This window comes from Synechococcus sp. HIMB2401, from assembly GCF_042883245.1.
Lineage (GTDB): Bacteria > Cyanobacteriota > Cyanobacteriia > PCC-6307 > Cyanobiaceae > Parasynechococcus.
This window is the reverse complement of sequence record NZ_JBDJKK010000001.1, coordinates 366,762-384,256: the sequence shown is the minus strand read 5'-3', so window position 1 is coordinate 384,256 and position 17,495 is coordinate 366,762. Positions and strand designations below refer to the sequence as shown.

General features: G+C 59.6%; 34 protein-coding genes. 15 read left to right on the top strand and 19 right to left on the bottom strand.

What is annotated here, in order from left to right; genetic code table 11:
- Nucleotides 1-322 precede the first annotated feature (322 nt).
- Both AAXE93_RS02465 and AAXE93_RS02460 read left to right on the top strand, forming a co-directional pair.
- Nucleotides 323-571: a DUF1651 domain-containing protein gene (locus AAXE93_RS02465; protein WP_390127823.1), complete on the top strand. Its 249-nt coding sequence runs from the start codon at nt 323-325 to the stop codon at nt 569-571.
- Nucleotides 572-753: 182 nt separating this feature from the next.
- Nucleotides 754-1,017: a hypothetical protein gene (locus AAXE93_RS02460; RefSeq protein ID WP_390127821.1), complete on the top strand. Its 264-nt coding sequence runs from the start codon at nt 754-756 to the stop codon at nt 1,015-1,017.
- A gap of 450 nt (nt 1,018-1,467) precedes the next feature.
- Here AAXE93_RS02460 and AAXE93_RS02455 read toward each other — a convergent pair whose 3' ends face one another.
- Entirely contained in the window at nt 1,468-2,058 is a 591-nt protein-coding gene (locus tag AAXE93_RS02455) for a nucleoside kinase (protein ID WP_390127819.1), read from the bottom strand.
- Between the two features lie 170 nt (nt 2,059-2,228).
- Here AAXE93_RS02455 and AAXE93_RS02450 point away from each other — a divergent pair, with 170 nt between their 5' ends.
- The 4 genes from AAXE93_RS02450 (at nt 2,229) to AAXE93_RS02435 (ending at nt 5,162) form a co-directional block, all read left to right on the top strand.
- Entirely contained in the window at nt 2,229-2,471 is a 243-nt protein-coding gene (locus tag AAXE93_RS02450) for a hypothetical protein (RefSeq protein WP_390127817.1), read from the top strand.
- A 61-nt stretch (nt 2,472-2,532) separates the two neighbouring features.
- Nucleotides 2,533-3,918: a serine hydrolase domain-containing protein gene (locus AAXE93_RS02445; protein ID WP_390127814.1), complete on the top strand. Its 1,386-nt coding sequence runs from the start codon at nt 2,533-2,535 to the stop codon at nt 3,916-3,918.
- 519 nt (nt 3,919-4,437) lie between these two features.
- Nucleotides 4,438-4,686, top strand: a complete 249-nt coding sequence (locus AAXE93_RS02440) for a hypothetical protein (RefSeq protein WP_390127811.1) — start codon at nt 4,438-4,440, stop codon at nt 4,684-4,686.
- 215 nt (nt 4,687-4,901) lie between these two features.
- On the top strand, nt 4,902-5,162 hold the full coding sequence (locus AAXE93_RS02435) for a hypothetical protein (RefSeq protein ID WP_390127809.1): 261 nt from the start codon (nt 4,902-4,904) through the stop codon (nt 5,160-5,162).
- A 12-nt stretch (nt 5,163-5,174) separates the two neighbouring features.
- Here AAXE93_RS02435 and AAXE93_RS02430 read toward each other — a convergent pair whose 3' ends face one another.
- Nucleotides 5,175-5,540, bottom strand: a complete 366-nt coding sequence (locus AAXE93_RS02430) for a hypothetical protein (RefSeq protein ID WP_390127807.1) — start codon at nt 5,538-5,540, stop codon at nt 5,175-5,177.
- Between AAXE93_RS02430 and AAXE93_RS02425 the strand changes: the two genes are divergently transcribed.
- The gene (locus AAXE93_RS02425) at nt 5,540-5,926 is read left to right on the top strand and encodes a DCC1-like thiol-disulfide oxidoreductase family protein (RefSeq protein ID WP_390127804.1); all 387 of its coding nucleotides are present in this window, start codon (nt 5,540-5,542) and stop codon (nt 5,924-5,926) included. The genes AAXE93_RS02430 and AAXE93_RS02425 overlap by 1 nt on opposite strands.
- A gap of 148 nt (nt 5,927-6,074) precedes the next feature.
- Nucleotides 6,075-6,296, top strand: a complete 222-nt coding sequence (locus tag AAXE93_RS02420) for a hypothetical protein (protein WP_390127801.1) — start codon at nt 6,075-6,077, stop codon at nt 6,294-6,296.
- Here the strand turns inward: AAXE93_RS02420 and AAXE93_RS02415 are convergent.
- The 3 genes from AAXE93_RS02415 to AAXE93_RS02405 form a co-directional block, all read right to left on the bottom strand.
- On the bottom strand, nt 6,281-6,574 hold the full coding sequence (locus AAXE93_RS02415; RefSeq protein WP_390127799.1) for a hypothetical protein: 294 nt from the start codon (nt 6,572-6,574) through the stop codon (nt 6,281-6,283). The genes AAXE93_RS02420 and AAXE93_RS02415 overlap by 16 nt on opposite strands.
- Nucleotides 6,574-6,720 carry a hypothetical protein gene (locus AAXE93_RS02410; protein WP_390127797.1) on the bottom strand — a complete coding sequence of 49 codons (147 nt, stop codon included), beginning with the start codon at nt 6,718-6,720 and terminating at the stop codon, nt 6,574-6,576. Before AAXE93_RS02410 ends, AAXE93_RS02415 begins: the two co-directional genes overlap by 1 nt.
- Nucleotides 6,721-6,890: 170 nt before the next feature.
- Complete coding sequence (locus AAXE93_RS02405) at nt 6,891-7,751, bottom strand: SDR family oxidoreductase (RefSeq protein WP_390127795.1); 861 nt, start codon at nt 7,749-7,751, stop codon at nt 6,891-6,893.
- 65 nt (nt 7,752-7,816) lie between these two features.
- Between AAXE93_RS02405 and AAXE93_RS02400 the strand changes: the two genes are divergently transcribed.
- Entirely contained in the window at nt 7,817-8,212 is a 396-nt protein-coding gene (locus AAXE93_RS02400) for a YccF domain-containing protein (RefSeq protein WP_390127792.1), read from the top strand.
- Between the two features lie 54 nt (nt 8,213-8,266).
- On the opposite strand, the gene AAXE93_RS02395 is transcribed toward AAXE93_RS02400, so the two are convergent.
- Both AAXE93_RS02395 and AAXE93_RS02390 read right to left on the bottom strand, forming a co-directional pair.
- The gene (locus tag AAXE93_RS02395; RefSeq protein ID WP_115132735.1) at nt 8,267-8,620 is read right to left on the bottom strand and encodes a hypothetical protein; all 354 of its coding nucleotides are present in this window, start codon (nt 8,618-8,620) and stop codon (nt 8,267-8,269) included.
- 457 nt (nt 8,621-9,077) lie between these two features.
- Nucleotides 9,078-9,314 (bottom strand): hypothetical protein, encoded by a 237-nt coding sequence (locus AAXE93_RS02390; RefSeq protein WP_115082512.1) that lies wholly within the window; start codon nt 9,312-9,314, stop codon nt 9,078-9,080.
- An 85-nt stretch (nt 9,315-9,399) separates the two neighbouring features.
- On the opposite strand from AAXE93_RS02390, the gene sodC reads away from it, so the two are divergent.
- Nucleotides 9,400-9,936, top strand: coding sequence for a superoxide dismutase [Cu-Zn] SodC (gene sodC, locus AAXE93_RS02385; protein WP_390127789.1), 537 nt, complete (start codon nt 9,400-9,402; stop codon nt 9,934-9,936).
- Between the two features lie 196 nt (nt 9,937-10,132).
- Here sodC and AAXE93_RS02380 read toward each other — a convergent pair whose 3' ends face one another.
- Nucleotides 10,133-10,303: a hypothetical protein gene (locus AAXE93_RS02380; RefSeq protein ID WP_390127787.1), complete on the bottom strand. Its 171-nt coding sequence runs from the start codon at nt 10,301-10,303 to the stop codon at nt 10,133-10,135.
- 112 nt (nt 10,304-10,415) lie between these two features.
- Here AAXE93_RS02380 and AAXE93_RS02375 point away from each other — a divergent pair, with 112 nt between their 5' ends.
- Nucleotides 10,416-10,682: a hypothetical protein gene (locus tag AAXE93_RS02375; RefSeq protein ID WP_390127785.1), complete on the top strand. Its 267-nt coding sequence runs from the start codon at nt 10,416-10,418 to the stop codon at nt 10,680-10,682.
- Between the two features lie 24 nt (nt 10,683-10,706).
- Here the strand turns inward: AAXE93_RS02375 and AAXE93_RS02370 are convergent, their stop codons facing one another.
- From AAXE93_RS02370 to AAXE93_RS02355, 4 genes are all read right to left on the bottom strand, one after another.
- Nucleotides 10,707-10,952: an RNA-binding protein gene (locus AAXE93_RS02370; RefSeq protein ID WP_006850138.1), complete on the bottom strand. Its 246-nt coding sequence runs from the start codon at nt 10,950-10,952 to the stop codon at nt 10,707-10,709.
- Between the two features lie 89 nt (nt 10,953-11,041).
- On the bottom strand, nt 11,042-11,344 hold the full coding sequence (locus AAXE93_RS02365; protein WP_390127782.1) for a hypothetical protein: 303 nt from the start codon (nt 11,342-11,344) through the stop codon (nt 11,042-11,044).
- A complete protein-coding gene (locus tag AAXE93_RS02360; RefSeq protein WP_390127779.1) occupies nt 11,314-12,507 on the bottom strand; it encodes a glycosyltransferase in 1,194 nt (397 codons plus the stop codon). The genes AAXE93_RS02365 and AAXE93_RS02360 overlap by 31 nt, the downstream gene beginning before the upstream one ends.
- A gap of 30 nt (nt 12,508-12,537) precedes the next feature.
- On the bottom strand, nt 12,538-12,855 hold the full coding sequence (locus tag AAXE93_RS02355; RefSeq protein ID WP_025362236.1) for a DUF3303 domain-containing protein: 318 nt from the start codon (nt 12,853-12,855) through the stop codon (nt 12,538-12,540).
- Nucleotides 12,856-12,994: 139 nt separating this feature from the next.
- Here AAXE93_RS02355 and AAXE93_RS02350 point away from each other — a divergent pair, with 139 nt between their 5' ends.
- Nucleotides 12,995-13,174 (top strand): hypothetical protein, encoded by a 180-nt coding sequence (locus AAXE93_RS02350; protein WP_186510404.1) that lies wholly within the window; start codon nt 12,995-12,997, stop codon nt 13,172-13,174.
- Here the strand turns inward: AAXE93_RS02350 and AAXE93_RS02345 are convergent.
- The gene (locus AAXE93_RS02345) at nt 13,163-13,699 is read right to left on the bottom strand and encodes a DUF924 family protein (protein ID WP_390127776.1); all 537 of its coding nucleotides are present in this window, start codon (nt 13,697-13,699) and stop codon (nt 13,163-13,165) included. The genes AAXE93_RS02350 and AAXE93_RS02345 overlap by 12 nt on opposite strands.
- Nucleotides 13,696-15,369, bottom strand: a complete 1,674-nt coding sequence (locus AAXE93_RS02340) for a protein adenylyltransferase SelO family protein (RefSeq protein ID WP_390127774.1) — start codon at nt 15,367-15,369, stop codon at nt 13,696-13,698. Before AAXE93_RS02340 ends, AAXE93_RS02345 begins: the two co-directional genes overlap by 4 nt.
- 108 nt (nt 15,370-15,477) lie before the next feature.
- Here AAXE93_RS02340 and AAXE93_RS02335 point away from each other — a divergent pair, with 108 nt between their 5' ends.
- A complete protein-coding gene (locus AAXE93_RS02335) occupies nt 15,478-15,627 on the top strand; it encodes a hypothetical protein (RefSeq protein ID WP_170950618.1) in 150 nt (49 codons plus the stop codon).
- On the opposite strand, the gene AAXE93_RS02330 is transcribed toward AAXE93_RS02335, so the two are convergent.
- From AAXE93_RS02330 to AAXE93_RS02320, 3 genes are all read right to left on the bottom strand, one after another.
- Complete coding sequence (locus AAXE93_RS02330; RefSeq protein ID WP_170951021.1) at nt 15,621-15,797, bottom strand: hypothetical protein; 177 nt, start codon at nt 15,795-15,797, stop codon at nt 15,621-15,623. The genes AAXE93_RS02335 and AAXE93_RS02330 overlap by 7 nt on opposite strands.
- A 3-nt stretch (nt 15,798-15,800) precedes the next feature.
- Nucleotides 15,801-15,962 (bottom strand): hypothetical protein, encoded by a 162-nt coding sequence (locus tag AAXE93_RS02325; protein WP_170950619.1) that lies wholly within the window; start codon nt 15,960-15,962, stop codon nt 15,801-15,803.
- Nucleotides 15,963-16,084: 122 nt separating this feature from the next.
- Nucleotides 16,085-16,237 (bottom strand): hypothetical protein, encoded by a 153-nt coding sequence (locus AAXE93_RS02320; protein WP_170951022.1) that lies wholly within the window; start codon nt 16,235-16,237, stop codon nt 16,085-16,087.
- Between the two features lie 106 nt (nt 16,238-16,343).
- On the opposite strand from AAXE93_RS02320, the gene AAXE93_RS02315 reads away from it, so the two are divergent.
- Nucleotides 16,344-16,505 carry a hypothetical protein gene (locus AAXE93_RS02315; RefSeq protein ID WP_244276003.1) on the top strand — a complete coding sequence of 54 codons (162 nt, stop codon included), beginning with the start codon at nt 16,344-16,346 and terminating at the stop codon, nt 16,503-16,505.
- Between the two features lie 110 nt (nt 16,506-16,615).
- Nucleotides 16,616-17,044: a tellurite resistance TerB family protein gene (locus AAXE93_RS02310; protein WP_390127770.1), complete on the top strand. Its 429-nt coding sequence runs from the start codon at nt 16,616-16,618 to the stop codon at nt 17,042-17,044.
- Here AAXE93_RS02310 and AAXE93_RS02305 read toward each other — a convergent pair.
- Together AAXE93_RS02305 and AAXE93_RS02300 are read right to left on the bottom strand one after the other, a co-directional pair.
- Nucleotides 17,041-17,190 carry a hypothetical protein gene (locus AAXE93_RS02305; protein ID WP_170950621.1) on the bottom strand — a complete coding sequence of 50 codons (150 nt, stop codon included), beginning with the start codon at nt 17,188-17,190 and terminating at the stop codon, nt 17,041-17,043. The genes AAXE93_RS02310 and AAXE93_RS02305 overlap by 4 nt on opposite strands.
- 46 nt (nt 17,191-17,236) lie before the next feature.
- Nucleotides 17,237-17,470: a hypothetical protein gene (locus AAXE93_RS02300; RefSeq protein ID WP_390127768.1), complete on the bottom strand. Its 234-nt coding sequence runs from the start codon at nt 17,468-17,470 to the stop codon at nt 17,237-17,239.
- Between the last annotated feature and the right edge of the window lie 25 nt (nt 17,471-17,495).

Here is a 17,495-nt window from a genome sequence, read left to right as displayed (position 1 = left end):
AATGCTTGGGGGAGGCGCAGGCGAGGGAACCTGCGCTCGTTCAACTCCCCGAAGCGTTGGCAGTGATGCTCGCGCCTACGGAATCATCCCGCGAATGAGAACAGTTCTTACTAAGCAGTAATGCCTAAAAGCGTGCGGATCGATACCCACCAAAGCGCCATCGTCTTGGAAAGTGCATCACGAAAGCAGTGGTGCTTTCCATGCGTCACGGAGGGGGTGGGCTGAGGGGCCTGCTCCTTTTTTTTGGCCTGGGCCTGAACCAGAAGACCACTTGACCAGCCAAACCCACCATTGCTAGTACTGATGTACTTGCAGCATGGTCATGGGAGAGGGCTGGCTAATTGACAGCGACGACCGCTGGATCTGGCGATTCCATCGCGATCAGAAAGGATGGATCCATGAACCGAAGGTCTTCATCGACAGAGGCCGGCGCCTACCTGACGGCCCTCCGCTGCTGAAGGAACGCCGACACCTGCGAAAGGCCGAAGCAGAACAACTCTGGGCGTCCTTGCAGACCCAGGGCTGGAAGCGCCTTACATCTCCGGCCTGGGGCGACGCGGTTGAACTTTGAGACAGGTGGCTGGGGCCAACTGCGAGGCTGTCCATCAGCAATCCCAGCGCACGCATCGGATTGGCATATTGGAATTGTGTGAGGAATAACGTCTCACAGGGTGGAAACAAGGACACACTCCTGCGAGATGTTTTAGAACCCCTGCCTTTGGCGGGGGTTTCTTTTTGCCTGTCAGGGAGCCCATGGAATCGGTCATCAACGAAATCGAGTTCAACTTCGAGCAGATCGTCAGCATTCGAACTGACGTGAAGCTGAGCAAGGACGACGTGAAGCAGATCGTCTCAGAAGCTCCCGCAGAAACCCTGGAGGAGATCGTTTACCAAAGCCTGGTGACCGATGAGCTGTATCTGAGGGCGAGGGCCAAGGAGATCGCCGCCAAACTCAAACAAGACGATCTTGGCGTGAACAGAATCGAGTACTGGGACGACGAAGGAAACAAGGTCTGAACCTGTCGCCCCTGGGCGGGCACTGTCTGACGCCTGTGATGAACGAGAGGCCCCTGCTGGCGGAACAGGACCTGCTTGAGCCATGGTGCAAGAAGGTGCCTTTGAGGTTGTTGCGCAATCAACGTCAGCTTCGCCAGCAGGTGCTGGCTCAGTCCCCGGCCGGCAAGCCACGATCCTTGATGGATTTCCGCTGGGCGCTATCAGAACCTTCAGGCCCAAACCCTGCGTCAGCCAAGCAAAGAGCAGCGGTTGTTTCGACGCAACAAGCGGCACCGGGTCGATGGATGGCGAAAATCTCGCGCCTGCTGTCTCGCCCTAAAAAGAAGATGTCTCGCCCTAAAAAGCAGACTTGCTGATGGAATCAGCCAGGGCAAACCACCAGCCAATCAGCCTCCAGATGCACAGGCCTACGCAGAATCAAGCCACTGAGACTGATCAAGGCTTAAGCAGCTATCCAATTCTGCTGAGAATCGGCTCCAGATCGAAGTTGTAGCCCCGAACAACAAGATCTGCGCGACGCTTCAAAGGGTGAATGAAGCGACGCTCACCCGGGAGCATTTCGCGCAGCATCTGGCGAATCACATAGGAAGCCGGCCTCTGCCTGTCGCGAACATCACGCCAGAGGCGCTTGATCAACCTCTGCAGCAGTGGGGTTTCGACGTACACAACCAGCGAGATGGGCACAGCCTCCAACAGATGCTGTGGCCCGTAGGAGCCTTCCACCAGAACCAGGTCATAGGGCTGCTGCAACAACCTGAAGCTGACCTTGCGGCTGCGCATGTCGTAGCTGCGCAGCGCGTCCAACTGGCGGTAGCGAACAGCGCTGAGTTGCAACCTCAGCTGATCCGCGTCAATGGCATCCACCGTGTCGAAGCCATAGCGCGAGTTGGGCGACCAACCACAGCGGTAGTAGTCGTCGCAGGCGATCAACAGGGGATGACGCCCCCTTGCAGACAGCTTCTCAGCCAGACGGGCGGCCAGGGTTGTTTTGCCGGACGCAGACGGCCCGCAGATGCACACCAGAGGAACTGCCTCAGACAAGCGCTGTCTTCATCCAGGACCATGCTGGCAACGCCACCCAAAAAGAAGCAGAAAAAACAGTAGCCGTTGATACAGATTGAGGCTAGGGTGTAACCACGTTGAGCCTCATCAACAGGCCGCAGTCAGATCCACGCCAGGCAACGGGGGCGTGGGCACCGCGCAAGAGAGAGATGAACACACTTCAACTGATCAAGGCACGGACTGTGCGCAATCAGGCCATCGAATCGGCCAGAACACAGATGGCACGGGCCTACCGCCGCCAAGGCCACACCGACCGGGTCCACACCCCGGTAGGAACCAAAACCAAGGTGCTGCGCTATCGCGGCGTCGCCTACGAACCGATCGACCAACAACAGCACCCAAGCGGCGGACGGGAACTGCGTTACCGCGGCGTCAGCTACGACGTGTACTGAAGCCAACGCTCCATTCATGATTGAAGCGGGGACACCCCCGCTTTTTTCATGGCCGTTGAGGGTGACAAAGCAGCAGTGGCGCACTGTGGTGATCTCAATGGCGGCCGTCGCCTTCAGCGCCACCGCAGGCCTGGAACCTCCGTTGCGGAAGCTGATCACATTCGCAAAAGCAGGGACAAGTTTCAGTGCCAAACAGCTCTGCAGCAGCGTGCTGGTGGCGGGGATGGATCCAGACCAGGTGCTCAAGCAAGACCTGGCCGCCGGCAAGGGGATGATCCAAACCCGGATCGAACCAAACGCTGGGCGCGTTGAAGCAAGCGCCCTGTTTGGGCTGATTCGAGCTGAAGCGATTCAAAACGGTGAACGGGGCTGCACATGGCAGATCAACGGGCATCCCTCGCCCCGACTGCACCAGCGAAACGAGCCTGGCTTCGCGACGTCCCAGCCCATTGGCTCCCCCTGGCCCCTGATCGCCACAGCCCCTGCAAAACCGCCAGAGATTGACGAACAAGCGCTAAAGAACGCCCTCGATCGCGCCTTTGAAGAGAACGAGCCACTCACACCAAAACGCACCCGCGCCGTTGTGGTGGTGCAGAACGGCTGGGTGATCGCCGAGCGCTACGCCCAAGGCATCCAGCCCGACATGCCACTGATTGGCTGGTCGATGAGCAAAAGCATCACCCATGCCCTAATCGGACGGGCCATCCAAGAAGGGCTACTGGATCCAGACAAGCCACCGAAGGTGCCCGAATGGAGCGGTCCGCAGGATCCACGCCAAAGGATCAGCCTGGATCAGCTGCTGCGAATGAACAGCGGGCTGGCTTTCGAGGAATCGACGGGAACGCTGAACTCGGATCTGGTGCGGATGCTGACCCAGGAAGCCGACATGGCAGGGTTCGCCGCCAGCCAACCCCTCAGCAAAAAACCAGGAAAAAAGTGGAGCTATTCATCCGGAACCACCAACATCCTCAGCCGGATCCTGAGACACGCAATCGATGACGATCAGCACTACTGGAGCTTTCCTAACCAAGCGTTGTTCGATCCTCTCGGGATGACGACTGCTGTTCTCGAAAGCGACAACAGTGGAACCTTGGTGGGCTCATCACTGGTGTGGGCCAGCGGACGCGATTGGGCCCGCTTTGGCCAGTTGTACCTGGATCAGGGCCGCTGGAACGGCAAGCAACTTCTGCCTGCAACCTGGGTTCGGCAGGCACGGAAGGCTTCGCGGGGATCCAAGCAGGCCTATGGCGCGCATTGGTGGCTCAGCCGCCGCAAATCAAGGCCCGATCTGCCCAATGACAGCTATTCAGCTGAGGGCTATCAGGGACAACTTCTTCTGGTGGCTCCATCCCAGCGCGCGGTGATCGTGCGACTGGGACAGACACCCAAAAAGCCTGGATTTGATGCCAATGCTTTCGGGGCTGATGTTCTCTCAGCCCTTCGATAAGGCGAACGGCAGGGCTCAGTTCTTGTCGCCGCCCTTGGGAACGAACGCCTGGGATGCTGCAACGAGAAGTCCGGTGATCAACAGAGCCGGAAGAATGACAGTCGGACCGCCTGGAGCTGTCTGGGAAGCGAACAACAGCATGGTCTGGCAATAAAAACCACTGATCACCCTGGCAGAACAGGGGGCAAACAGCGACTCCTGCAAATGTTTGTCGCAGAGACCAAGACTCAGCAGATGACGACGGGAAAGAGAAAAAGCTCCCCCTGCACAGCATCACAGGCTCGAACAGAAGCGGTGGGCCTGGCACGAGGCTTCGCCACGGCTGAGGCTGCAGCCGGAAACGCCTTGCGGGGTCGGATCAAGGAATGACGCATCCACTCGTCAGCGCAGAAGGTGGCGTAAGGAGAACTCGCAGCCATGGGTTTCGGAGCAGTACATCTGTTTTAGTGCACATGTACTACAGCGTCAACCCAGGCGCTCTCCGCAACAATCACGGGACCCACCGCCCATCCGCAGGTGATGCAACAGGACGATGCCATCGGCAGCCGCTTGGGCCGGATCGAAGCTCGGCTGGCCAGGATTGAAGAGCTTCTGATCAGCGCAGGAGTTGGTGAAGGTCAGAACCCATCAGCAACGCAGGAAGAGTGCTACGAGGCATGGATCCACTATCTGAACAACACCCCTGAGGCCGTCGAAGCTCACCTCACCGCCCACGAGATGGCCGCCCTAAAAGCCTCCATCAACGCCCAAGTTCCAAGCGATTCGTAGAGTTATACACAGCTTTTCCACAGGGCCAAAACAACTGATCCTGGAGAGCACAGTGGTTTTGGCCATCGGCGTGGAAAACAAGCCTCAGATGCTCAGCAGTCCCCGGCACATCCTGCCGTTCAATGTGAAGAATGCTGTGCTGGCCGTTGTTTTCAAGCAACAAATGCATCAGTGATTTCGAAAACGCCTCAAGTGGCAACGAAGCGCTCCCTGCTGTGAACGAAGCAAGCAATCCTCAGGAGAAGCTTCAGGGCACCGATGCGCTCGAGGAGTCGGTTGAAAAACTGTGGAAAAACAAAAGATTCTGTTGTGATCACTGCAGACAGCCGGGAGACGTGCATTTCCGGGTGAGCACCGCCCGACTCGCGGACTGGATCCTGGTGTGCGAAACCTGCTGGCCGAACTTTCGCGAACAAGCTGGTTATCGCTATGGAGGAACCCGCAAGGCCAACCGCCGCAAGCGAAAACGGCGGTAGCAGGACGAAGGCTCAGATCAGCTCACATTGGTGGCGAATCACCGTGCCGCGGCGTTCCCAAAATTCCGGCGCAGATTGATCAACGACCCGCCACCACCAACGGCCATCGGTGTAACTGGGGGCACCTGCATTGTTGGTGCGCGGTAGCTGCAACTCCACATCGCGCCAGCGCAGCAGCACTCCGTCCCCCGGCAGGGTTCCCTCCAACGTGTTGGGAATGCCTTCCGCCAACCCGGTGAGATCAACGGCTCCCCGCGTGATCTCAACACTGAGCCGATCCCCATCGCAGATCCAATCGGCCCATGACGGCTGGGGAGCCACCAACAAGCAGAGCAACAACAACGCCAGGGCCAGGCCCTTCGCGACAGAATTCAGCAATGCTGTTGACCCTCATCTACGACGGCGGATGCCCATTCTGTCGAGAGTTCGCCCTCCGCAGTGAGCTCCAGGCGGGTGTTCCCAACCTGCGCATTGTTGACGGACGCGCCGATCACAAGATCCGTCGTGAGCTCAATGCCCTCGGCCTGCCTTTGCGCAATGGCGCCGTGCTGATCGAAGGGGAGCAGAAGTGGCATGGCAGCGAAGCCATTGCAGAACTCAGCCGGCGCATGAACCCCAGCGATCCCCTGCTCGGGCTGCTGGCCAAGCTGTTCAGTGACGACCAACGTTCAGCACTGGCTTATCCAGCCCTGTTGGCAGCCAGGCGCCTGGCCCTCGCCACCCGCGGGCTGAGCGTTGACCCGGATCAAGCTCGATCACGCTGACGCAATGAGCCAAAACACGGGTGGTCGCAACCGATACCCCTGAACTACGGTCGAGACACGCCTAAAGATTCTCTTAAGCATCGATCCCGATCCCTCTGTTCCTGACGCGCTGAGCCATCAGCAACTCAACGCCTTACTGAAAGCGGCGATGGACACATCCGCCGTTCCTGAAGGGCAACTCAGCGACGACGAATTGCTCCGCGCAGCACTGAGTGCATGGGCTGACCAAACCCAGGAGTTGCTCCGTTGGATTGAAGGACAGGGCGATGCCGTAAGCGACACGCGTTCGCCCAAGCAGGTGATGGCGCTGGGAAGTTTTCGCACCCATCTGGTGATGAGCCTCAAGGCACTGCGTTATTCGGAAGGCTGAGCCCGCTGCTTCTCCCGACGGGCATCACAACACTCCTCGAGAACGAAAAGAAACTGTTCCGGCTCTGGTTGATCGTCAAGATCGAAGCAGGTGGCTGTGGCCACCGTGAAGTTGATCCAGGTTTCCACTTCCGGGCCACCGGATGCCATCACCAGGTCGTAACAGGCCTGAAAGTCTGAATCCGGTGCAAGATCACGCGCCGCATTGATGACGTCGTACAGCTGATCCATGCCCTCGGCTTGGGCTTCAGCAAAGACGGCACGAATGCGATCCAGCATCAGCAGGCACGCTCAAGCTCAACAACAGAAAGATCGGCTGTGACGTTGGAGGCTTCGTCTGCGAGCTCGAGAAGTTCAGCATTCAGCTCCAGCAACATCAAGGCCAAGGAGGAGGCAAATTCGATGCAGAACGAGTCGTCTTTCACAGCGCCACCGCGTTGAATGCGTAGGGTCTAATCAACGCAGCAAGTTGAACGTGGATTCCGCAATCCTGCTTTACATCAACAACGAAAAATGAGAAACAGATGCTCAATCTGTATCGAAAAATCAAATCCACCGCGAAGATTGAACAGCTTCGCTATGCGGGGATGGAACCTCAGGCCGCAACAGGTTCCAGCATGGAGCTGACGCTGGGCTGAAATCCGATTTCACGCAGCCGGGCGTTGCTGACACGGGCATTGAAGATGCGTGCACCGGGGCGATCGTGGTTGTCCCAGATCACAGGGGGCAATCCGAAGTCATCACACAAGGCATTGGAAAGCTGACGCCGGGTGAACTGGAGATCATCCACAAGGTTGTAGATGCCTTGGAGCCGCCGGCCGAAGGCGAAATCAACACCGCGAATGATGTCGTGAAGATGAACCCAGGCATTGATGTGATTGCCGTTCTTGCGAACCGACTGCCCAGCAGCACTGCGGATGTACGAGGGGATGTCCTTGCCAGGACCGTAAATACCACCGAGGCGCAGCACACAGGCCTGGATTGAAGCGTCGTTCAAGGAAAGAACAGACGTCTCGGCGCTGGCCAGAAGAGCGTTGGCGTTGTTGGAACAATCCGGAGGGGTCAGCTCATTGCAGATCGCGCCGGCCTGATCGCCATACACCCCTGCACTGCTCAAGTAAGTCACATGCAGCGGCCGGCGCCCCTGGCGCTGACGCAGCGCCTCAACAATGGCCGGCACCGCCTGGCCATAAACCTTCTCGTACTGATCTTCTTCAAAGGTGGTGGTGGTGGGCGCCATCGCAATCAGCACGCCATCGAGCCGATCCAGGAAGCTGGCATCCGCCATCGGATCGCCCGCGCTGTAGAGGCGAGGGTGGTCGACCAAATCGCAGAGTTCAGCCAACCGTCCAGGGCTGGTGGTGGTGCCTACAACCTCATGGCCCTGGCGCCTGAGATGGGTGGCGACAGCGGATCCCACATAACCGCAACCAACAATCCCGAAACTGCCCGCCATGCCTGGTCAAACACCTTTTACAGAATTTAACGAATGAGCTTTGGGCTTGCCGTGACAATGGAGACATGATCTCGATGATGCTCAACCTGCTCTGGGTTGTTCTCGGCGGACTTCCCATGGCTCTGGCCTGGTGGCTGGCCGCGTTGATCTGCGCCATCACCCTCGTTGGCCTGCCGTGGGCACGGTCGTGCTGGGTGATCGGCTGTTTCTCGCTCTGGCCCTTCGGCTCCGAAGCCGTGAGCCGTCGTCAGCTCAGGGGACGAGGCGATCTGGGGACGGGTCCCCTGGGTGCGCTCGGCAATGTGATCTGGTTTCTTGTGGCCGGCTGGTGGCTGGCCTTGGGTCACCTCAGCAGTGCCCTGGCCTGTTTTGTCACGATCATCGGCATTCCCTTTGGCATTCAGCACATCAAGCTGGCTTTGATTGCCCTGGCCCCCGTCGGCATGACGGTGGTGAAATGAAGAAACTGATCCCAACAGATCTGATCCCAACAGATCTGATCCCAACAGATCTGATCAGAACAGCAACTGAATCAGCCAGACCATCGCCAAACCGAGCACGCCGGCCAACAGCAATCCTCCCAGCAGCAAGGTGATCGCGGCGGCCAGCCCGATCCTGGCCATGGTGTCTGGATAGAGAAGGAACAGGGTCAGCCCGAGGGCCACAGGCCACAACGGCGGAATCAACAAGCAGACCCCGGTGAGGACCATCAGCTTGCGATCACGCTGTTGCTTGGCCTCCACCAGCAGGGCCTCGGCATCAGCTTCACGATCCAGCGCAGCCTGCTCATCGTCACTGAGCCAACGGCCACGAGCCTTGGCACGATCGAGCTCGTCCTCGAGCCGTTCAGCGGGGTTGCCCTTGCTCATCGGCTCACCATAAGAAGCAGGGGATCAAACAAAAACAAAGATCGACCATCACAATCGAAGCGAAATAGGTAATTACATCTAGGTATTTACCCGCCGCAATAATTTCATTGCCTAAAAAAGAAAATCAGCATAGTGTCTCCCTGCGAATTGAGAATGACATGCTGAATACAAATTTGGAATCACCAAACGCAGCTCAAGCCTGCGTCACCGAATCACAAGTGAATGCCTATTTTGAATGCCTAACCCTCTGCAATCTCGACGATGGCAGCTGCTACGAGCAATGCATTCTCGTGCATCTGAAAAACGAGGTTGATGCATGAAAAGCCTGAGCCATCAAACACAAATGGGCTTGGCATCCCTTGCCTCAACAGTTGCAGTTGCACTTCTCGTGATTGGATTCATGGGCATGGCCCAGCACATCAGCGCCAGCCCGCTCTGAACCCTATGAAACACCTGATCACTTCTTTCGCTTAAAGGTGTAACAACCGCCGTGGTAGCCGGTGAAGGGTTGGGCGTAGGTCACCAATTCCCAGCCCTGTTCACCCAATTCATTCATCAAGCCCACCAGTGTGACGTCACGCTGCGGATGGCTTCTGGAGATCAGCTGGCGATCATCTAGCCAGAGCTCCTCGATTTCCCCGGTCCACGACTTCCCCCGGGGCACGAAGCGCAACTGGGTGTACTCCCAACGCATTACCAAGCATCAGCTGAACGACGCACCATCTTCACCGCAGACGGCACCAACCGGGGGCGACAATTCAAGAACACGCTGTTCTGTGATGCGTCGCCTGCTCGCCCAGCTCGTTCTGCTCATCGGCCTGCTCACGCTCACTCCGGGCTGGTGCGGAGCCCTGGAAGTGACCCTGCAACGCATTGATGCCAACGGCATTGGCGAATCGATCGGCAGCGTCACAGCGCAAGACACCGACCAAGGCCTGGTGATTTATCCCGATCTGGCGGGGCTGAGCCCTGGGGAACATGGCTTCCATCTCCACAGCACGGGAAGCTGCGAGGTGGGCGAAACCGCCGAAGGCACCGCGGTTGCCGGCTTGGCTGCAGGAGGTCACTGGGACCCTGACGAAACGGGTCAACACCTCGGTCCCTTCGGAAACGGTCACCGGGGCGATCTCAGCAGGCTGGTGGTGGATGACGACGGCAAGACCAACACCAGCGTGGTGGCGCCTCGGCTCAGCACCGCTGACCTGAAGGGGAAAGCCCTGATTGTTCATGCAGGCGGCGACACCTACAGGGACGAGCCCCCCCTCGGTGGAGGTGGAGCACGGGTTGCCTGTGGTGTGGTGCCGGACGAGCGCTGACTCAGCCGTTCACCAGGCGGGCATGGAGGCGACAGACCCTGATGGCCTAAGCGGGTGGCTCCTGACAGAGGGCACCGAGTTCCCTGTTCAGCTGTTGGAACAGGGATAGATCCGCTCCGGGAATTGAGGGAAACACCAGGAACAAACCTGAGGCGATCAAACCGATCACAACATCGCTCCAACTCTTAAGAAAACCCTAAGGCCGCGTCGATTCGGGGTCGTGTTCGTCCCTGCAGACCACGGCCATCAGCGCCTCGATGTGCAACATCAGGCCAGCGCGCCAGGCAGCATCTTCGTCACAGGCCTCGATGGTTTCCACCACGATCGAGCCTCCACGCTCAATGATCAGGTCATAGGCGGGTGGCATCGGAGCGTTGCATTGCCTCCCCATTCAGCAGGTAAAGCACGTCCGGCACATCCCCCAGTTGAGGGAGTTCAACGGCAGGAGAACATGATCAAACGCTTGAGCTCTCACAACGTTGTTCAAATCACCCCTGTTTCGGCGCGTCGGGATCTACCTCGTGCTCAGCACCGCAGCTGTCACCGTCGTCAATCAGCTCGAGATTGAACAACAAAGTGCCTATCAGATCTACATCCCGATGTTCATTGGGATCTACATCGTTTCGCGTTGGCTCGACAGTCGGTTCAACCAAGCCTCACAACAGCAGGCCTCTCAACAGCCACAGCCCAACACAACGCACGACAAACCCTCACCATCCACAACCGAACGTGGTTTTGGACAGTGAGGTGAAGACAAGCTCTTGTAAAGCTCAGCGGCGAGGTTCGGCCTTGCGAACTGAGATGGCGCGACCCATCCACTCAACGTTCTGCAGGTCGTCGATTGCCGACTGCTCATCGGCTTCGCTGCTGAGGTCAACAAAAGCGAAACCACGCTTGCGGCCCGTCTCCCGGTCGAGGGGCAAGGAGCACTTGCTCACTTCGCCGTACTGACCGAACAGATGAATGAGATCCTCCCGCTCAGCGTCCCAGGAGAGATTTCCGATAAAGATCGTCAAAAAAAGAATTGATCAAGACTGCTTACCTTCGCACACAGCGGCCAGATGCCGAGCCTTCAGAGGGGATGGCTCATCGATGGGATCAAGGATTACCAAGCAATTCCGTTCAAACCTGAATTCGATAGAAAGCCTTTGCTTCGAGCCCAATGAAGCCGCAACGGAACCAGGCTTGATTCAGTTGAGGCATGGAAATGGGTGGACTCAGCGGTACCAAATCGGACGATTTCATCAACGCAGCCAAAGCCCGCGGCGAGGCTGCCCTGCAAGACAAACAACCCAAATTGACCAAGCTGGAAAAGGCATTCCGGCATGCGGCAATCCGGCGGCGGGCTGAAGATGCCCGCAAAAAGGGACACCACGCCTAATTCAAAGCCCTGCCTTTCCAGGTCCACCCGCGTCCCGTGCGGGTTCGCCAGATCGAGACGGGGCCAATCGCACCCACCAGCAACCCACCGGCTCCCATCAGCCACCAGTAGCTGAGGGGCACATCAAAGTTGCTGCGCGTCCACAGCCGCAGCAGCAGCTGTTGAAGGATGGCCAAGCTCGCCAGCGCCAACACCCACCACCAAGCCGAAGCCAGCAGGGGTTGGAGCCAGAGCAGCAGGAGCGATGCCGGCAGCAACAGCCAGGGCACGGTGAACATCAACACCACCACCAAAGCGGCGCCAAGGGCTTTGACGGGATCCTTGTCCAGGCCCAGAAACCAGTTCTTGGTCCAGCCCTCCCAGAGCGCCGCGAGGTCGCTGTACATCCGCAGATCGACCGCATCAAGCCCCAGGAGATAACGCAGCCGATGGCCTCCTCCCTTGATGGCGCGGGCGAGGGCCAGATCTTCCACCACCTCGCCAGCCAGGGCCCGGTGCCCACCAATCTGCGCATAGGTGGAGGCCTTGAACAACATGAAGGGCCCCGCCGCAAACGCCACCGGCGATGCCGGGTCGTTGGTTTCGAGGATGGGAAAGCCGAGGCCCAGGAGGCTGGCCATGATCGGCTGAACCATCCATTCCGCCAGGCATCCGCAACTCAACCGCGGCGCCAGGCTCAGCAGATCGGCCTGCTCATCAAGGGCCTGAGCCAGGGCCCGTTTCAGGGCATCGGGCTTGAGCCGAACATCGGCATCGATGAACAACAGCCAATCGCTGGAGACCTGGTCAACGGCCCTGCTGCAGGCCCAGTTCTTGCCCACCCAGCGTTCGTTGACGGGCCTGGGGCCGGCCTTGATCAGCCGGAAGTGGGGCGCTGCAGAGCCAGCCCGGAGGGCGTTGTCCACCGTTGCATCGCTGGACTCGTCATCCACCACCAGCACCGACCAATCCCGGCAGGGGGGCTGATTGGAAAGAACGCTGGCGATACAGGCCTCAATGTTGTGGGCCTCGTTGAAGGCGGGGATCACCACGGTCAGCGACGTGTCCGGAGCAGCAACGTCCTGGCCCAGCTTCAAGCGCGGTGCCACTGAAAACACCCGTTGCAGCCCCAGCTGAAGGATCAGCAATCCCGCTGCAGCTGAACCAGCCGCAGCAAGAAACAGCAGGGGCTCAAGCAGGGCAAGCGTCAAGGCCGGGCCATGGTGTGATGGGGAGCCGTCTTAGCTGACGGATGCTGCAGCTTCCACCATCGGCCACATCGCAGCAAATTCGGCATCGGACACCACGGCAGTGACCTCGAACTGAATGCCGAAGTCCTTGATCCAGGGCCCGAGATGCGCCCACACCTTGCCGATGTCACTGGCCACGGCAATGGCGACACCACTACCGCTGATCGGTTCGCATACGCGGTATTTGAGAGCAAAGCCATCGAAGGCATCTCCCGGTGCTCCCGAGTTGATGTAGTCAGCAAAGCCAGGGCATGACTCCCACGCACCCTCAACGGTCGGGAACGTCCAAACAATCAAGTAGTGCTGCACGGTGAAGGGAGGCATCCACTTGCTGCCTAGCCACGAACGACCATTCAGGCTGAATTGCAACTGAATTCAGCAGTCATTCCGCAGACGCCTCAGGCGGTGCTGGCACGGGGCTACAGCTGAATTAAGACCCAGCGCAACCATGACTCTCCACGTCGCCAATGAGATGGATGAAGTGGAAGTGGCCGTCTGGTGGGACCTGTCGCGCATCGTTCGGCACTTCGAACGCCAGGGACTGGAGCGCCGAGCCGTGAAAGCTGCCGTGATGAATGCAGCGCTGCGACTGATGAAAGACGAAGGCGAGGAACCCTCAAGGTTGTGATTGCTGCGTGAACACCATTTCCTCCGGTGAACTCACCCGTCCAAGAGCAGCATTGCGATGGGGATAGCGGCCAAAGCGCTGCAGCTGGAGGAGATGGCGGCGGGCCACATCGGTGGTGGCAGCGTCCGCGAAGTGCTCCAGCAAAGGGATGGCCTGGGCCACCACGCTGATGTCTTCGCTGTGCAGAAGAGGCATCAGCCAGAACTGCCGCCGCGGTCGTTGCGGTTCCGCTGCGATCCATCCCCGCTCCAGCGCTGCCAGGCTCAGCTTCAGAGCCTGAGGATCTCCGGCAAAAGCCTTGGCTTCACCACGCCAGATCTGACGGGTGAATTGATCCAGCAGCAGCACCAGGGCCAGACCACTGCTGGGCCCACAGCTCCAGTGGTCCAGCTCTCCAGCGAGGGCGCGCTCAACGGACTCGCCGAATCGCTCTCGCACCAGGGCATCAAAGCTGTCGCGGCGACGAAACCACTGCCAGGGACGGCACTGCTGGAACCAGAACTCCAGAACGTCGTCGGCGCTCAAGACGAACAGCTGTAGTGGGACACCCCACCGGCACTGAAGAACTCCCGCGGTTTCAAGCGGTCATAGCGGGCGGCCATGTCGGCGGACGGGGTGTCGTAAGGGGTGCTGAACAGCTGCTGCAGTTCAGTCATCAAGGAGGTGTCGCCTTCGGCGGCCTGCTGGTAGGCCGGAGCGATCAACCATTCGCGCCAGGTGATGGCCGGATTGACCCGCCGCATGCCAGCAGAGATCAGGGCCGGATCAACGCCACTGGGCCACTGGACACGCCAGCGCAGCAACCAGTCGTTCCACTGGGATTGGAGGGCATCCGAAAGGGGCAGATAGAAACAGTCCCGCAGCGGATCAATCTGCTCGGGCAGATCCGACAAGCGACGGAAGAACATCGAATAATCGGCACTGGACTCCACCAGGAGCTTCAACAGTTCTTGCACCAGAGCGTCGTCAGCACTGGGCAGGCCGAGTTTGCTGCTCCACATCCGTTGCATGGCCTCCTGCATGGCAGCGGGGAACTGCTCCAGCAACTGATCCAGTTGGGCCTGAACCTCCGCCTGGCCCTCCATCAGCGTGCGCAGGGATTTCCAGAACATGCGGTAGTTGGCCTCCGCAGCCACCGGCTGGTTGAAGAAGCAGAAGTGGGCACCGCCACCGGTCCAGGGCTGAAAGCGCGGATCGAACAGCTCGCAGAAGCCAAACGGGCCGTAGTCGAGGGTGAAGCCACCGGCAGCGCAGTTGTCGCTGTTGAAGTTGCCCTGGCAGTAGCCCACACGGATCCAGTTCGCCACGAGGGTCGTGAGCCGATCACGGAACAAGCGCGCCAACAGCACAACCTGGTCGCTGAACGGCAGGCCAGGGTCGATCTCCTGGCGGTAATTACGTTCGATCAAGTGCACCACGATCTGGTGCAATTCCTGATGCGCCCGGGGATGGGCCTCACTGCGGGCACGGCGGGCGAACAACTCCAGCTGACCCACCCGCAGAAACGATGGCGCCACCCGGGTGCTGATGGCGGCAGGGTTATCGACCATCACGTCCGGGTCCATCGAACGTGAGTTCTCGGAATACCAGGGGCGACGCACCGTCTCGGCGTGAGAGACGTAGAGCGTCAACGAACGGGAGGTGGGCACACCGAGGGCATGCATGAAGTCCTGCGCCAGAAATTCACGGACGCTGGAGCGGAGCACGGCGCGCCCGTCGGCGCCACGGCAGTAGGGGGTGGGACCGCCACCTTTGAGCTGCATCTCCCAGCGGCGCCCTTCGAACACCCCCTCAAACACCGACATGGCACGGCCATCGCCGTAGCCATTGCCATTTCCGAAGGGGCACTGCTGGGTGTATTCGGTGCCGTAGATCGAGAGGGCGTAGCCGGTGGCCCAGCCCCAGGGCCGCATCGGACCGGTGGCCACACCGAGATCACCGGAAAACATGCGGCGGAACTGATCGTCCTGGGCCAGGTCATCGCTGAGACCCAGCTCGCTGAACAGGCTGCGGCTGTGCGCCAGGTATTGGGGCTCGGGAATCGGGGTGGGCGTCACCGGCACGTAGTGGCCCGAGAGCACCTGGCGGGGACAGTGGTCCTCCCCATCCGCCGTGGACTCCGGGTCAGGCGTGAGGGCTTCCAGCAGGGAATAATCAGCCCGTTCGGCGAACTCAGCAAACGTGGCGGTGCTCATCGGACCCTGACGCTGAACCCATCATCGCCAGAGCTGCGGCCGGGTGTTTTGACCGATGGCCAATGCCGAGCCGAGGCCTTACACCGAGGGAAGCATCCAAGAACAACCGTGGGCAAAGCCAGGAAACTTCGCTCCGACAACCGGCAAGAGGAGCTGATCACCAGCCTGATCGGGCTCACCGCCATTTTTGTGGCCACGGCCATCTGGTGGAGCGTGGCTCCCCAGTGGCTCACCAGCAGCTGGCAGACCTTTCAGTAATCAGGCATGGACGCTTCAGCCCGCAGCCTGCACCAGGGCTCCAGCAGGGTGGGGCGACCGCAATGGGGGCAATCCTGCCCCCGCTTCTGCACCTGCACGAAGGGGATCCAACGGGAGTTGGCCTGCCCCTCATAGCCGCAGTGCTTGCAGTGAATTCGGTATTCAGCCATGGCTCAGAGCGCGGGCTTTTCCTGACGTTGCACGGCCTCATGGGCCTGGCGCAGGCCATGCACCATGAAGCAATAAGCCGGATTGCACACCAGATATTTGCCGTCGCCAATGGCGTCGATGGTGGACCCGCGCGAAGTGGCAAAAATGCGGCTTTTGAACTCCATCTCATCTCCAGTGCTGACCTCACTGTTGTGGGGACGATCAGCGACGGCAACCCGTGTAAAGGCGCATTGCTGCGGGGAGCCAAACCATCAAAAATGGTTGGTGTGCGCGTTGCAGGGACGACTCAGTCGACGGGGTCGCAATGGTCGCCATCGCACTGCAGCCCGCATTGGGGTTGCTTGGCGCCGTACTGCCAGGGACGCCGCATCGCCCAGTACTCATCCACCAAGCCGAGCAGGTAGGTGCCGATGCGCCGGAGCAGGGAAGCCTGTTTCATGCCTTCAAGCTGGCAGGAGCCTCGCAAGCCCGCAACCGAACGCGACCAAATCAATGTGGCGAAACACAGCCGAGGTGGGTTAGGCCCGATGCAGTGCTCTCGGCCCATGACCACCACGCAACATTCGAACCAGCTGCTGGAAGAGCTGGTTGCCGAAGAAATCAGCATTCAGATCGATCAGATCGCTGAGGGCCTGCAGCGGGAAGGCTGGCCGATCGCCATGGTGAAGCGGTTCATGCACGTGGCCGTGGAGCGCCTGCCGGAATAATTCGTCAGGACGACTAGGTGCAACGACTCATCTGCATAGAGCTGTTGCGCTTTTAACAACAGGGATCGCGACCATTCGTTGACAGTTGGCCAACGCTTGCGCCATTCCCGATGAATGTCGTCACTGCTTTTGCGGCCGTTGGCCTCACCGCGGTGTCGTGGGACGACACCCTCAGCCGGGCTGGGGCCAGGGCCTTCCGGCATGCCCTCGATTACCGCGAGCCCTACTGCCGGATGAGTGAGAACGAGGTGGTGCTGCTGATGGATGCGGTGCTGGCCATGCGCCTGGAGCGGGGCACCAAGGCGCTGATGCTGGAGGCCGCCAAGGCACTCACGGCCGATCAAGCGCTCACGGCCTACGCCATGGCCTCAGAACTGATGCGCTCGGATGGGCCCTATTCCGCCGAGGAGCGACGACGGCTCGATCTGCTGGCCTTGATGCTCTCGATCTCGCAGGTGGAGGCTGAGCGCATCGATTCGGTTTTTGAGTTGCTGCACGCCCCCCTGGAGCCAGCCCTTCTGGTCAACGGCGCGTCTTAGGCCGCACGCTTGTCATCGCCGAACCAGATGCCACGGCGGCTGTCGGGCAGACGGACCACGGCGCGCTCATAGCGCTGGCGGCAGCTGCGGGCACGGAGATGCTCTTCTGCCTCCTGAAGCAGCTGTTGCAGCCTGACGTCGTCCATGGCGTTGCCTAGATGCCCACCCATTCAGGCCACGATCCGAGCGGCGTCAATAGGCCACGTTCAACTCGTCAGATCCATAGCGGAGCAGGAAATCCGCTTCGGATTGATCGGAGAGCAGCAGACAGGTGTGGTCGTTGGCGCCGGTTCGGTAGCAGTAGACGTCGAGCTCCTCGGGGTTGCGGTTGGAGTGGATCACCTCCCCCGTCCGAAGCACGTAGCGCGTTGCCATCACCTTCCACCCACGGATTCCTTCGCGATAGCGCTGATTCAACCCGATCAATCATCTCTGTGCTGAGCTGCGCACG